We start from the raw sequence: 15,591 nt of genomic DNA on the forward strand, positions 1-15,591 counted from the left end.
TTACAAATTAAATAATCCTATATTTCTATATATGGATTGGATCAGAATTTACATATAATACAAAATATAGATACATTTTAGACATCCTGTGTTATAGGATTAACTTTGTGGATAAACCCTTGGAAAACTACTGGATAAAAAGCTCTCCCATCTGAGCGTCAGATTGATTATCTTTGTAGTAATGGAAAATTTTGTAGTATCAGCGCGTAAATACCGTCCGTCCACGTTCGATAGCGTGGTGGGACAGCACCATATCACCAATACCCTCAAAAACGCCATCAGCAGCCACCATTTGGCGCAGGCATTTCTTTTTTGTGGGCCGCGTGGTGTGGGCAAAACAACCTGTGCCCGCATCCTGGCAAAGACCATTAACTGCCAGAACATCACCCCGGAGGTAGAGGCCTGCAATGAGTGCGAATCGTGCCGCAGCTTCAACAGCAACAGCTCCTTCAATATACACGAGCTCGATGCCGCTTCCAACAACTCCGTAGAGGACATCCGGAACCTGGTGGAGCAGGTGCGCTACGCTCCTCAAACAGGCAAGTACAAAATCTACATCATAGATGAGGTGCACATGCTCTCGAACCAGGCTTTCAACGCTTTTCTGAAGACGCTGGAGGAGCCGCCTGCCTATGCCATTTTTATACTTGCGACAACTGAACGCCACAAGATCATCCCGACTATCCTGTCGCGTTGTCAGATTTTCGACTTCAATCGCATCCGGATCGAGGACATGGTGCGCCATTTGGGTAACATCGCTCAAAAGGAAAGCATACAAGCTGAGCCCGATGCCCTACACCTGATCTCGCAGAAAGCCGACGGAGCATTGCGCGATGCCTTGTCCATCTTCGATCAGATGGTGACCTTCTCGGGCAGCAACGTGACCTACAAAGCCACTGTCGAGAACCTGCACATCCTGGACTATGACTACTACTTCCGTCTGACCGACCACCTGTTGGAGCAGAACCTGTCGGGCTCGCTGTTGCTGTTTGACGAGATATTGAAGAACGGCTTTGATGCCCACAATTTCCTGATAGGTATAGGCGAACATTTCCGCAGCCTGCTGGTGTGCAAAGACCCGCAGACCGTGCAATTGCTGGAGGTGTCTGACAACATCAAGGCGAAGTATGCCGAACAGTCGCAGAAGTCCTCTGTATCGTTTTTACTTTCGGGCCTGAACCTGGTAAGCACCTGCGACACCAACTACAAGAGCAGCAAAAACCAGCGCCTGCACGTGGAGCTTTGCCTGATGAAGATGGCGCACCTGAATGCAGCCTTCAGTTTTGCTCAGGAAGGAGCTGAATTAAAAAAAGCTAAGGTAGCAGCCCCGGCACCAGCCGCTACCAAACCTGTAGGTGCCCCGGCTATACCTTCGGCGGTCATGCAGCAGCCAGCTGCCGGCACAGTGCCGTCGTCGGCCATGCAAGGCGGGGGAGTTCCTTCCGTTGGTTTGCAGCAGCCACACCAGCAGGGCCATGTGCCGTCGCAGGATCTGCAACAGCCTCCTAAGCCGCAACAGGTCACACCAGATGCTCACCTGACTCCCCCTCAGGCACAGACAGCTCCCGAACCAGTCGTGAAGCGTCCGTCTATACCTGTGCCACCACAGAAAAAGCTGGGCAAACTACCTAGTCTGAAGGACCTGCAGAATCCACCTGCAGCAGTAGCCGAGGTGGCTGTAGCGGAGGAGGAAGAGGAAACCAGCTACGGAGCTGTGATGCCAGTAGATGCAGACCGCCTCAAGACAGTTTGGCACGCCATCCTGCGACGCAAGAAGGCAGAGAACATGATGGAGTATACCCTCCTCAACCGGCAGTATCACATCGGCGAAGACAACGAGATCATCCTGCACCTGGAGAACCATGTGATGATGGACCAGTTCACCAGCCTGCGTCCTGAAATACTCCGTGAGCTAAAAGCACAGACTGGGAACCGCAGCATTAAACTGAAAGCAGAGGTGATGGAGGTGCAGGAAGGAAACAAACTCTATACTTCACAGGACAAATTCAACTACCTGGCCGAGAAATATCCGGTGCTCGTCGATTTGAAGCAACGCTTCGGCCTTGACACTGACTTCTAATTCGGGAAAAATTTTATATTTGTAAAGTTCTAATTAAAACACAAGGTGAGTCATGAGGTTTTCTTCAGGGAAACTTCGTGACTTGGCCTTTTTTGTTTTGCTGGACCCTATACTGTATCCTAACTAAAGACCCATGAAAAAAGGATTATCGTTGTTTCTGGTTGCGTCGGCACTTACGCTCACGCAATGCAAGAACGAAACCTACCAGACAACGTCAGCCACTGACAGTGCGGTAGCCTCCTCTGCGCAGAAGGAGTATAAATACGAGACCGTTCCAAACGACCCGCTCAACGCCCGCGTCTATACCCTGGACAACGGCCTGAAGGTATACCTGACGGACTATGAAGATGCGCCGCGTGTACAGACCTTTATTGCAGTGCGTGCCGGCTCTAAAAACGACCCGGCTGATGCCACCGGCCTGGCTCACTACCTGGAGCACATGGTGTTTAAGGGTACCAGTAAGCTTGGTACACAGGACTGGGAGAAAGAAAAAGCAGAACTCGACAAGATCGAGGCACTGTATGAAAAGCACCGCAACACCACCGATCCGGTGCAGCGCAAAAAGATTTACCACCAGATTGACTCCATCTCGGGCGTAGCGGCTACTTATGCCGTAGCCAACGAGTACGACAAGATCCTGGGAGCGATCGGTGCCAAAGGAACCAACGCCTATACCTCCGTGGAGCAGACAGTGTATACCAATGACGTTCCGAGTAACCAGTTAGAGCGCTGGGTGGCCCTTGAGGCACATCGTTTCGGTGAGCTGGTACCTCGCCTGTTCCATACCGAACTGGAGGCTGTATACGAAGAGAAGAACCGCACCCTTGACAATGACGGCTGGAAAGTGATGGAAACGCTGAACGCGGCTATGTTCCCGACGCACCAGTACGGCACCCAAACCACCATTGGTACTATTGAGCACTTGAAGAACCCTTCGATCACAGAGATCAAGAAATATTTTGATGCTTATTATGTGCCAAACAACATGGCCATCGCACTGAGTGGTGACATTGACTTTGACCAAACGATCCGCATGATCGACGAGCACTTCGGCAAACTGAAGCCAGGTACTGCTCCTACTTTTAACGTAGCACAGGAGCAGCCAATTGCAAAGCCGATCGTGAAAGAAGTAACAGGCCCAAGCGCTGAAAACATCTCAATTGCTTACCGCTTCCCGGGTATGAGTTCACGGGACGCGCAGGTGCTGAGCATGATCAGCAGCATCCTCTACAACGGACAGGCCGGTCTGATTGACCTGAACCTGAACCAGCAGCAGAAGGTGTTGCAGGCCTACGGCTACGACAACCAGATGAAAGACTACTCCGTTTTCCGCCTGGGTGGTTCGCCACGTCAGGGTCAGTCGCTGGACCAGGTAAAGGACTTGCTTCTGGCACAGGTGGAACTGGTAAAGCAGGGCAAGTTTGACGACGACCTGATACCGGCCATCATCAACGACAACAAAATCAGCCTGATGCGTGCTTACGAGCGCAACTCAGAGCGTGCCGATGCCTTTGTAACCGCCTTTATCTACGACATTCCGTGGGCAGACTATGTGAACCGTCCGGAGGAGTTTGCTAAGATCACGAAGCAGGATGTGATGGAGGTTGCCAACAAATACCTCAACAACAACTACGTGCAGGTATACAAGCGTACCGACAAGAACGCCGCCAGCCTGAAAGTAGAAAAGCCAAGCATCACACCGGTGCCTGTTAACCGTGAGGCACAGTCAGCTTACTACAGTGAGTTCATGGCTAAAGAAGCTTCTGAGCTTTCGCCGGTGTTTGTAGACTACAAGACCGACATCAAAGAAGCCAAACTAAAGAATAACATCCCGCTGCTGTACACCAAGAACAATGAGAACGGTTTGTTCCAGATGTACTACATCCTGGACATGGGCAGCGACAATGATCCGAAGCTAGGTATGGCCGTGAACTACCTCAAGTTCCTGGGCAATGACAAATATACAGCGGAAGAGCTCAAGAAGGAGTTCTATAAGCTGGGCACCTCTTTCAACGTGTCTGCTTCAGGCGATCAGGTATATGTGTCGCTCTCTGGCCTTGACGAGAACTTTGAGCCGGCACTAGCCCTGTTTGAGAGTGTACTGCAAAACCCGGAGGCTGACCAAAAGGCACTGGACGACATGGTACAGGGTATGCTGAAAGCCCGCAATGATGCGAAGCTGAACAAAGGCGTGATTCTTAACCAGGCACTGGTGAACTATGCGAAGTACGGACCTAAGAATCCATTTACATCGGTGCTGTCTGAGAAGGAACTGAAGGCTGTGAAGCCACAGGAGCTGGTGAACCTCATCAAGAGCATCCCGACATACGAGCACCGCGTGCTGTACTATGGCCCACGTGAAACAGACAAACTGGTAGCAACGCTCAATGCCGGCCACATTGTGCCAGCCAAACTGAAGCCGGTGCCTGCTGAGAAGGTATACGCCGAGCTGGACATCAAGCAGCCGATGGTTTACTGGGTAGACTACAACATGGTGCAGGCTGAACTGATGTTCCTGACGAAAGCCGATGCCTTTAATAAAGCCATGATACCGACCATCCGCCTGTATAACCAGTACTTCGGAGCAGGTATGAGCTCGATCGTGTTCCAGGAGCTGCGTGAATCGAAGGCCCTCGCCTACTCTGCTTATTCCAGCTACAGCACCGCTGCTAAGAAAGACCGCTCGAACTACATCATGTCTTACATCGGTACGCAATCAGATAAGTTGCCTGAGGCGATGGCAGGCATGCAGGAGCTCCTGACGAACATGCCACTGGCCGATGAGAACTTTAACCTGGCGAAGGCTTCACTGCGCAACAGCATCTCTTCGGAACGCATCACCAAGTCTTCTATCCTGTTTGACTACGAGCGTGCCAAGCGCCTTGGCCTGGACTACGATATCCGCAAAGATGTATACGAAAGCGCCAACAGCCTGACTTTCGACCAACTGCAGGCATTCCAGAAGCAGTACGTGAGTGGCCAGCCACAGGCAATCCTGGTAATTGGCTCGAAAGATCGTCTGAACTTCAAGGAGTTAGAGAAATACGGTAAGGTACAGCAGCTGACATTGGAGCAGGTGTTTGGGTACTAATTCTTAGTGCTATACCTTATAAACAAAAGCGGCAGCCCAAACAGGCTGCCGCTTTTGTTTATAACTTCTGCCTCTCCTCTCTACTGGCTACTACGACCGCTCAAATTAAGCCAATCATCCTTGGTAAGCGACTTGAAAAAACTGTTGTCGGCCGTAACCAGATCGGTAGCGAGCTTCGATTTGTTCTGCTGCAGGACCTGAATTTTCTCCTCCACCGTATTCGGACAAATCAGCCGCACGGCAATCACTTTTTTCTCCTGCCCGATTCTGTAGCTACGGTCAATGGCCTGGTTCTCCACGGCTGGGTTCCACCACGGGTCCACGATAAAGACATAATCGGCTGCAGTTAAATTAAGGCCTGTTCCGCCCGCTTTTAGGCTCACCAGAAACACGCGTATCTCCTCGTCCGTCTGAAATTGGTCCACGACCTCGCCTCTATTGCGGGTGCTGCCGGTGAGGTAGGAGAATTTGATCTTCTCTTTCACCAGTTCTGCTTTAATCAGGTCCAGCATACCTACAAACTGCGAGAACACCAGCACCTTGTGGTACCGCGCTACATTCTGAATCTGTTGCATAAGCACCTGTATCTTGGCAGAAGTATCTGAGAAAAGCTTCGCGTCGCCGATGAGCAGGGGCGAGTTGCAGATCTGGCGCAGTTTGGTGATGCCACGCAACACGTGCATCGGGTGCTTGGTCAGCTCCTCCTCCCCGCTGGCGTTGATGTAGTCTCGGAATTCTTGCTCGGCGGTGTCGTATACCTTGCGCTGCTCCTCTCCCATTTCGCAGTAAAGGATCATCTCTGTTTTATCGGGGAGCTCTTTGGCTACTTCGGCCTTTGTTCTTCTCAGTACAAATGGGCCAATCTTCTCCTGCAGGGCCTGCGCACTACGCCTGTCCTTAAACTTATCGATGGGCATGGCATAAGTATTCCGGAAGTAGGTTCTGGTGCCCAACAAATCGGGGTTGACAAAGGAAAGCTGAGCATAAATATCAAAAGTGTTGTTCTCGAACGGCGTACCTGTGAGTACGATCCTGTTGTAAGATTGCAGCAGGCAGACCGCTTTGTAGCGCTGCGAGTTCGGGTTTTTGATGTTCTGCGACTCATCCAGGATGGTATAGCCGAAGGTATATTTCTTCAGAAAGACGATGTCAGCGAGCAGGGTATTGTAGGTCGTAATCACGACGTCATATCCTTGAAATGCGTCTGTGGCTTTTGCCCTGCTCGGACCGTGGTGTATGTGCACGTGTAGCGATGGCGCAAACCGCTGCAGTTCCGTCTGCCAGTTAGGTATAAGTGACGTTGGCACAACCAGCAAATGTGTTCGACGTTCCCGCTTCTCCCGAAGCAACAGCATAAATGCGATAACCTGTACTGTTTTGCCCAGGCCCATGTCGTCGGCGAGGCAGCCGCCAAACTGCAGGTCGTCCAGAAAACTGAGCCAGCTCAGTCCCTGTAACTGGTAGGGTCGCAATGTGGTTTGTAGTCCGGCTGGTACGGGCGCGGGGGCAATGTTCTCCACGTTGTTTAATTGTGCCTGGTACCACCACAGTTCTTTATGTACCTGCTCGTCCAGCATATAGTCCTTAAACAATTCGGTGAGCACGGCAAAGTTCGTTTTGGGAATTTGCAGCAGCTCTTCCTCTACCACCCCCGTGTCGAAATAGACTTTTAGCTTCTGGAGCCACTCCTCAGGTATAATGCCCATGGTGCCATCGTCGAGCAGCACATACTTGCTTTTGTTCACGACAGCTTTTTTCAGCTGCTTGAGCGAAGCCTTCTTGCGGCCGAACTTTACGTTTACCGTCACATTAAACCAGTTCAGGCCGCTATCTACCTGAATGGCCACCGTGGCTTTGTGCTGATTGAGCTTGTTACCTTTCAGATCGTTGAAGCCAAGGATAGCAACCCCATGTGCCGCCATGTTATCGAAGGCATCGAGAAACCACGCCTCGTCCAGGAACCTGTCTTTGTGCAGGTAAAAGTAATCGAGCATATTATCCAGCTGCTCCCAGAAATGCGGGTGCTGCTGCATCAGCAATTTGGTAAAAGCCGCTTCTGCCTCGGTATTGCGCGCCACAAAGAATGGCCGGCCCATGTTGTCCTGGTCATAAATCAGCTTATTAGACAGCAAAGGAATCTCGATTTCGCCGTAGCGCATGAACGGCTGCAACAGCACATAGTTCTCCGACTCGATCAGGTATAGCAGCTTCTCCGGTGCTTGGTTAAAACCTTTGCTCCGCAGCTGGGCCTTAGTGGCTGGTTTCAGGTAGGTATACTCCACGGGTACGTGCGTGTCTATCTTGACTAGTACCTGCTGCTGAAATTGCAGGAAAGCATCGTGCGGCAAGTGCAGTTCCTGATCGTGCTTTTTAAAATACCCCACTACGGAAGGCAAGTGCGGGTTGGAGCACAGGTACCAGGCATCATCGGCCACCAGAAAATGCTCATACCGAACATGGATGCGACTGAGGGGATAGTAGGTACCATTGATAAACAAATCGCTGGTGACGCTGAACACATCGCTATTCAGGCCAATGCGCACTTTAAAATCTATCTGGGGCTGTGTCACCTGAACAGGTGTAATAGAGCGAGGGGTTATTTTCTCTGAGACCTCGCTGTCGTGCAGGTAGAAGGTATAGCGGAGCGGGTTGCGCACCAGCGCTTTAAAACTGGCTGCATCCGTAGCTGACTTTTCGTAGAAACTCTGGAAGCGGGCAATGGCGCTGTAAAACTTCAACTCCTCCGGCCTATCGGTTCGCCATACCTGTTCGAGCGGGTTCAGTACCGTAAAAGGGGCTTTCAGCTCGCCGGTGCTGCTCAGGCTGCAGGAGACCAGCTGAACACTGAACAGGTTGTAATAGCGGTGCCGGCCTATGACAATGATCGTTCTGAAATCAGAAGAAGTTCCGGTTAACTGTGGTTGAGAAGCAAGATATGCAGCAAACAGCGACTCCGGGTCGTCTGTACTGTCAAAAGGTTCGAATGGGGGGTATTGCTCTTCCATTGTTGCTTCTCAGGCCGCCGCTGTACCTATAAGATTGGCTATACCTTAGCTTCAAAGTTAATGGTTTAAAACAAAAAAGGCTGCCCGATTTCTCAGGCAGCCTTTCCTATTTACACTTTATACCTCTGACTAAAAGCTAGCCAAAGCCGCATTCAAGGTCTCACTCGGACGCATGGCTTTGCTGGTTTTCTCCTCGTTCGGGTGGTAGTAACCGCCGATGTCAACTGGCTTGCCTTGGGCAGCGATCTGCTCGTCCACGATCTTCTGCTCGTTGTCGGTCAGTTCCTGCGCCAGCTTCGAGAATCTGTCTTTCAGCTCCTGGTTTTTGCTCTGCTCAGCAAGTGCCTGTGCCCAGTACATCGCCAGGTAGAAATGGCTGCCGCGGTTGTCAATACCGCCTACTTTTCGGGATGGTGACTTGTCGTTCTCCAGGAACTTAGCGTTTGCCTGGTTCAGGGTTTCGGCCAGCACTTCGGCTTTCTCGTTCTTAGTCTTGTAAGCAAGGTCTTCGAGCGATACTGCCAGGGCCAGGAACTCACCCAGTGAATCCCAACGCAGGTAGTTTTCTTCCACGAACTGCTCCACGTGCTTCGGTGCAGATCCACCGGCACCTGTTTCGAACAGGCCACCGCCATCCAACAACGGAACGATTGAAAGCATTTTGGCGCTGGTGCCCAGCTCCAGGATCGGGAACAGGTCTGTCAGGTAGTCACGCAGTACGTTGCCGGTTACCGAGATGGTGTCTTTGCCCGCTTTGGCACGCTCGCAGGTATAGCGCATGGCTTCTACCGGCGACATGATCTTAATCTCAAGACCGTTGGTGTCGTGGTCCTGCAGGTATTGCTCTACTTTTTTGATCAGGTTGGCATCGTGTGCACGCTGCGGGTCCAGCCAGAAGATAGCCGGTGTATTTGTGATGCGGGCTCTTGTAACCGCCAACTTCACCCAATCCTGAATCGGAAGGTCTTTTGTCTGGCAGGCTCTGAAGATATCGCCTTCCTCTACTTTTTGCTCCATCAGGGTGTTACCCTCCGCATCCACTATGCGAACGGTACCTGCGGCGGCCATTTCAAAAGTCTTGTCATGGGAGCCATACTCTTCGGCTTTCTGCGCCATCAAACCAATGTTTGGTACAGTACCCATGGTGGTCGGGTCGAAAGCGCCGTTCTCTTTGTTGAACTGGATTACTTCCTGATAGATCTGGGCATAAGAGCGGTCCGGAATGATTGCCTTCGTGTCGTGCAGTTGGCCATCCGGTCCCCACATCTGACCAGACGAGCGGATAGCCGCCGGCATAGACGCGTCGATGATCACGTCGCTTGGCACGTGCAGGTTGGTAATGCCTTTGTCAGAATTTACCATCGCCAACTCAGGACGCTTCTCCATTTCTGCTTTCAAATCAGCTTCGATTTGAGCACGCTGCTCGGCTGGCAGGCTCTGGATTTTCGCGTACACGTCTCCCAAGCCGTTATTCGCGTCAACACCCAGTTCTTTGAACGTGGCGCCGTGCTTCTCAAAAGTCTCTTTGAAGAATACCGTTACGGCGTGGCCGAACATAATAGGGTCAGACACCTTCATCATGGTGGCCTTCAGGTGCAGCGACAGCAGGATGCCTTGCTCCTTCGCCTCAGCAATCTCCTTCTCCAGGAAAGAGCGCAGGGCATTGCGGCTCATCACAGAAGAGTCCATCACTTCGCCGGCTTTCAACGCTACTTTATCTTTCAGCACTTTGGTCTCGCCGTTGGCGCCTACAAACTCGATGCGCACATCCGTCGCTTTGTCCACTACCACAGACTGCTCGCTGCCGTAGAAGTCGCCACCGGTCATGTGGGCTACGTGTGTTTTAGAGTCGGAAGACCACTTGCCCATGGAGTGTGGGTGCTTTTTGGCATACTGCTTCACAGCATCAGCCACACGGCGGTCAGAGTTACCTTCACGCAGAACAGGGTTCACGGCACTACCTAGAATTTTCGCGTAACGCGCTTTTACGTCTTTCTCGGTGTCGTTTTTCGGATCAGCCGGATAGTCAGGTATGTTGTAGCCTTGTGACTGCAGTTCTTTGATTGCTGCCGTCAGCTGCGGTATAGAGGCGCTGATGTTTGGCAGTTTGATAATATTGGCTTCAGGAGTTTTCGCCAGTTCGCCCAGGTAGGCCAGGTCGTCAGACTGCTGCTGCTCCTCGCTCAGGTTCTCCGGGAATGCCGAGATAATACGGCCAGCCAAAGAAATGTCTCTGGTTTCTACCTCGATATCGGCGGCTTTTGTGAAAGCCTGCACGATCGGCAGGAAAGAGCGCGTAGCCAGGGCAGGCGCTTCATCTGTGATGGTATAGATGATTCTGGATGCTTTTGTCGTCATTTAGGTCAGTGTTTTATTAGTTAATTCCGGGGATCATAATCTGCCATCTTTTCTTAGCTGGCAAGCCACCTATTCCCCTGCGCTAGTTTAAGAAGCAAATATAAGAGTCTTTTTGATAAGGCTAAACCTTCATCCGGTGTTTCGTTTGCACCATTCTCCATGCCCTCCTTTTTTGCAAAATTGGACAATTATGAGGTCACGCACTTCGCTTAAATGCAACCGAATTTTATACTTCTCGTTTTTAGCCACTGTGCTTACCTTATTACAAATTTGTACTCCCAGATATGTTTTCGAAATTTAAGATTAACTATAGATATTTATTATTTCTTTCATTTATCCTATTTTCTACTGCCTGTACAGACGATCAGACAAAGGAAGAAATAGAACCTCAACTGGAAGAAGCACCGCTTCGAATCTTGCCTTTGGGCAATTCGATCACGCAGGGAGGCGACATTCATCCCAGTTACCGATACGAACTCTGGAAAATGCTGGTGGATGCCGGACTGGACTTTGAGTTTGTAGGCTCTATGGATACGAACTGGCACTTTGATGCAACCAACCCGGAACAGAGCGCCGATGCAGCCTCGCCTGTAATCGGGCAGGAATATAAGGGAGCTAAATTTTCTAACAAGCATGAAGGTCACTGGGGTTGGACAACCAGCGACATGCTGAACGGCTACGAAAAACCCACCCAGTACAAGCGTGACAAAGGAAAGTTAAGTGATTGGCTTAAAGGCTACACGCCTGATGTAGTACTCATGCACCTGGGTACAAATGACATGATTCATGGCAAAACGACAAAGGGCACTCTGGAGCGAATAGAGCAGATCGTTGGTCTGTTGCGTGCAGATAACGAAAACGTCGCTATCCTGCTGGCCAAGATCACACCTATACCTTCCACTTATGCCAACGTGGACTCTACACAGCACTTTGTGTCCCTTATACCTGAGCTGGCTTCACGACTTTCAACCCAGAAATCTCCAATTATAGTAGTGGACATCAATACCGGTTACAATCCTGACACCTATACCTATGATTCGCTGCACCCCAACACTGCCGGCGAGAAATTTATAGCCAGGCGCTGGTATGATGCCATCAAAGCGAATGAAGAGACATTGTACAGTTTAGCTGCACAACGCCATCGCAGAGAGTCAGGAGAGTAGCACCTGGAGCCTGTTAATAAGCGCAACTCAATAGGGTTGCGCACGTTTTATGAGCTACTTAGTACCCACCACTTAGCTTACAGTTCTATGCTCCCCTTTCTCTCCCGCTACCGAAAACATGCTTATACCCTTATCCTGCTCCTGCTCATTGGCTTAGATGCCTACCCTCAGGCCCAGCCCCTCAAGATCATGCCGCTTGGCAATTCGATTACGCAGGGGAATATGGAATTTGTCAGCTACCGGTATCCATTGTGGAAAAAACTGATTGATGCGGAAGTCAACTTTGAGTTCGTAGGCTCTCAAACAGAAAATAATGGTGGTACTCCTGGTTTTGAAGATTACGGGGGACAATCATTTAGTAACAGACATGAAGGACATTGGGGCTGGACCACCGATCAGATCCTGATCAACATAGCACAGTGGGCAGACACCTACAAACCGGACATTGTTTTGATGCACCTCGGCACAAATGACATGTTCTCTGATCAGGATATAGGTGGTACTGTAGAAGAAATTGAAGCTGTAATAAACGCCATTCATGAAAAATCTCCAGGAGTTACCATTTTCCTGGCCAAATTAATTCCAGCAGACGGGCAGGTAGTTGGACCGGATAAAGCTCAAAACATCCAGCTATTAAATCAGCAAATTGAAGCAATAGCAAATGGGCAATCTTCCGATGGCCCTCCTCTTATATTGGTCGATCAAAACACTGGTTTTGATGCAAGGGAAGGGAAAGATACTTATGACGGTGTGCATCCGAACAATAGTGGTATGGAGAAAATGGCCCAAGTCTGGTTTGAGGCCATTATGAATGAAATCATTATTCCTCTTCCAGTCGAGCTGCACAGTTTCAAAGGCAAACCGACCCAAAGCGGCGTGCAGTTGGATTGGGAAACGGCTTCGGAGCAAGACAATGCTTATTTTGAAGTGCAGCGTGGGCAGTCTGCTACCGAATTTGCTGCTATTGGTCGTGTAGAGGGGACAGGCACCACCTCCTTACCTCAGAGCTATACCTTTCAGGACAAGGAGGCTGGCAATGGGGTAAACTACTACCGCCTCCGCCAGGTGGACTACGATGGTACAGAGAGTTTCTCGCCGGTGCTGGCTGTAAGCTTAATGCAGGCCACAACCGAAGAGATGCGCGTATACCCTACCCGCACTAAAATCAATAGCCCGGTCACAGTGCAAATGCTGGCACTGCAGCCTCTGGAGAAGTTCAGTATCTCGATCTATACCCTGGAAGGGAAACTTGTAAAGGAGTTTGAGGCGGAAGCTGACAATCGGGGCAATTTCATACAACTGCTCAACACGGCAGAGCTAAGCGACGGCGTGATGTACATGGTACGGGCAACGCTACCGGGCAGAGCCTTTATTCGCCACCTGCTCGTCGACCGCTAAGCACAGCCCCTATACCTACTGATTACTATCCTGTTGTCTGAGCAGGCGAATCACCTCTTCGTCGCTTACCTGCCCGAACTCTTCATAAAACTGCCCCACCGCCTGAAAGAACGGGGGCACCAGCAGGCACACCACTTCGTCCACAATAGCCTCGAACTGCGCAATTGCAGCTTGCGGTGCCACGGGCACAGCTACAATGATCTTGCGGGGCTGCTTATGCCAGGCCATATTCACGGTAGACAGCAGCGTTTTGCCGGTTGCAATGCCATCATCCACGATGATCACGATGCGGTCGCGTAGGTCAACGGGCTGCCGGTCGCCCATGAAAAGCTTATACTTTTGGCGCAGGCTTGTTTTTATACGCTCAACCTCAGCCTGGATGTATTCTTCTGGCACATCAGACCGGTTATCCACCTCCACATCCTCCAGGCTAACAGCTCCTATCGCAAACTCCGGATTAGCAGGATGGCCGATCTTCTTGGACACGATCACATCCAGTGGCATATCCAGTCGCCTGGCGATAGGCGCTGCCACGGGCACTCCTCCGCGGGGTATAGCCAACACCACTCCTTTCTGCCCCTTGTAATGCTCCAGTCTGTCGGCCAGCATCTCCGCAGCCACCTGTCTGTTGGGTATCATTTCCATGAACTTCTTGTTATTGAGTGAATGAGGGAGTTAGTGAATGAGTGAATATTAGTTAAAGGATGAATTGACCTCTTTGATAACGTTCCTTGCGACTCTTTTTTTGAAGATTTAATTATTTAAAATCCCCCTCAATTAATCATTCACTCCTTCACTCAATCACTCATTCACTAACTTTCTCTCAGCGGGTGCTGTTTGCCAGGCTCCAGATATTTCCGGAACCAGTCGGTGGCTAGTTGGGCGGCCATTTCCAGTGCTCCCGGTTCTTCGAACAAGTGGGTGGCATCCGGCACAATCTCCAGGTCTTTGAGGCAAAGCATCTGGTCCTGCGCCCGTTTGTTCAGTTCCAGCACGTCTTCGTCTAGTCCTCCTACGATCAGCAGGGTCGGGGCTTGCACATCGGCCAGCACCTCGTTGGCCAGGTCAGGACGCCCACCACGACTTACGACAGCACCAATTATGTCTGCCCCCAGGGCAGCAGCGGCGCTTATAGCAGAGGCCGCTCCGGTACTGGCTCCAAACAGACCGATGCGCAGGTTTTGGGTATGCTCGTGATGTTGCACCCAATTCACTGCGTCGATCAGGCGCGTCGTGAGCAACTGTATATCAAACCGGTTTTCCTCTCGCTGGTCTTCCTCTTCGGTGAGCAGGTCGAACAGCAGGGTTGCAAATCGGGATCGCTGCAGATGGTCTGCCACAAAGCGGTTGCGCGAACTGAGTCGGCTACTGCCGCTGCCATGCGAAAAGATCACCAGTCCTTTTGCATTCTCCGGCACGGCCAGGTCGCCGATGAGCCGCACGTTCCCGGCCTCTATCTGTACGCTATCGTTGAATATTAAATTTGCCATTTAGTTTGTTTTCGTTTGTAAAGCTTCAGTTTGATTTACGTCTTGAAATAGCAATAGTTAAAATACGGTGTTTGTCAAAGTCCTCAGGTATAAGCCGCACGGCTCAAAACAGCGTATAGTAGCTATACCTAGAATCGAGACCTATGCGTAGCACTATTTTAACTTTAATGGCTTGCCTGCTACTGTTGCCATGTGTAACATCCTGTGGGTCCGGCGACTCAGAGCAGAGTATGGCAGAGCAGCGGGCAGATGAGCATCAGCGGCTGGAAGAGGTACAGGAAGAGCATCTCCGTAGAGGACTTGTCCCAAACCAGGATACCATGGCTTTTGCGCAGGCCTTTTCTCTCTTCATGACCTCCTTACAGACATCCGATGCTGACATTTTGAATCAGTTCATCCATCCAGACCATGGGTTTTGGGTCATCGAACAGCCTGGAGCCATGCCTAAGATGACGCGCGTCACCAACATCCGTGATTTCAAGCGGGAGTTCCAAGGCAGGTCTTTCTTCACTGTCGGGGACGAGGTAAAAACCTGTGACCTGCAGGAAGAGGCATGGCCTTCCTTCGACTGCGCAGACATGAACTACGACAAAGGCCAATCGGGCTATAGCAAAGACGGCTGCTTCGTTTCAGGTCCCTCTCAGTTTCAGCAGAGCGGCTACTGGGACTACGCCAGCCTCTCAGATACAGAGATTAAGCAGATAAAAGCCACCCTGCCTCTTTTGCAAAGATCAGTGTTGCACACGGCCACTTCCTTCGAGTTTCACTTCGGCCCTGTAGACGGTCAGTGGCGATTGCTTTTCGCTAAACTGATCCACCCCTGCAGTGCTTAAGTCATTTTTGAATGGGTGAATGAGTGATTAACACGAAATCGGCTCCTTAAAGCTAAATATGTCTGCGTTATAAGCAGAGAAGAAATAAGAGAAATAAAGAAAACTGAACAGCTAGAGCAACCAAACGTAATTTCAATCAAAAAAACATTCACACATTCACTCATCCACTCAAT

General features: G+C 50.7%; 9 protein-coding genes. 5 read left to right on the forward strand and 4 right to left on the reverse strand.

The features are described 5' to 3' along the window. The first annotated feature begins 181 nt into the window (after positions 1-181). Together AC5FXQ_RS03870 and AC5FXQ_RS03875 are read left to right on the forward strand one after the other, a co-directional pair. Positions 182-2,080: a DNA polymerase III subunit gamma/tau gene (locus AC5FXQ_RS03870; RefSeq protein ID WP_493601171.1), complete on the forward strand. Its 1,899-nt coding sequence runs from the start codon at positions 182-184 to the stop codon at positions 2,078-2,080. 133 nt (positions 2,081-2,213) lie between these two features. Beyond that, a complete protein-coding gene (locus tag AC5FXQ_RS03875) occupies positions 2,214-5,171 on the forward strand; it encodes a M16 family metallopeptidase (protein ID WP_493601172.1) in 2,958 nt (985 codons plus the stop codon). A gap of 80 nt (positions 5,172-5,251) precedes the next feature. Here the strand turns inward: AC5FXQ_RS03875 and AC5FXQ_RS03880 are convergent, their stop codons facing one another. Continuing rightward, positions 5,252-8,176, reverse strand: a complete 2,925-nt coding sequence (locus tag AC5FXQ_RS03880; RefSeq protein ID WP_493601173.1) for a DEAD/DEAH box helicase — start codon at positions 8,174-8,176, stop codon at positions 5,252-5,254. A 129-nt stretch (positions 8,177-8,305) separates the two neighbouring features. Next, positions 8,306-10,534 carry an NADP-dependent isocitrate dehydrogenase gene (locus AC5FXQ_RS03885; RefSeq protein WP_493601174.1) on the reverse strand — a complete coding sequence of 743 codons (2,229 nt, stop codon included), beginning with the start codon at positions 10,532-10,534 and terminating at the stop codon, positions 8,306-8,308. A gap of 422 nt (positions 10,535-10,956) precedes the next feature. Here AC5FXQ_RS03885 and AC5FXQ_RS03890 point away from each other — a divergent pair, with 422 nt between their 5' ends. Beyond that, a complete protein-coding gene (locus AC5FXQ_RS03890; RefSeq protein ID WP_493601175.1) occupies positions 10,957-11,697 on the forward strand; it encodes an SGNH/GDSL hydrolase family protein in 741 nt (246 codons plus the stop codon). 87 nt (positions 11,698-11,784) lie between these two features. Beyond that, entirely contained in the window at positions 11,785-13,095 is a 1,311-nt protein-coding gene (locus AC5FXQ_RS03895; RefSeq protein ID WP_493601176.1) for an SGNH/GDSL hydrolase family protein, read from the forward strand. A gap of 15 nt (positions 13,096-13,110) precedes the next feature. Here AC5FXQ_RS03895 and AC5FXQ_RS03900 read toward each other — a convergent pair whose 3' ends face one another. Beyond that, the gene (locus tag AC5FXQ_RS03900; RefSeq protein ID WP_493601177.1) at positions 13,111-13,740 is read right to left on the reverse strand and encodes a phosphoribosyltransferase; all 630 of its coding nucleotides are present in this window, start codon (positions 13,738-13,740) and stop codon (positions 13,111-13,113) included. Positions 13,741-13,907: 167 nt separating this feature from the next. Further along, on the reverse strand, positions 13,908-14,585 hold the full coding sequence (locus AC5FXQ_RS03905) for a dienelactone hydrolase family protein (RefSeq protein WP_493601178.1): 678 nt from the start codon (positions 14,583-14,585) through the stop codon (positions 13,908-13,910). 167 nt (positions 14,586-14,752) lie between these two features. On the opposite strand from AC5FXQ_RS03905, the gene AC5FXQ_RS03910 reads away from it, so the two are divergent. After that, positions 14,753-15,418, forward strand: coding sequence for a hypothetical protein (locus AC5FXQ_RS03910; protein ID WP_493601179.1), 666 nt, complete (start codon positions 14,753-14,755; stop codon positions 15,416-15,418). Positions 15,419-15,591 lie beyond the last annotated feature (173 nt).

The sequence above is a fragment of the Pontibacter sp. LHS1 genome (assembly GCF_058932855.1).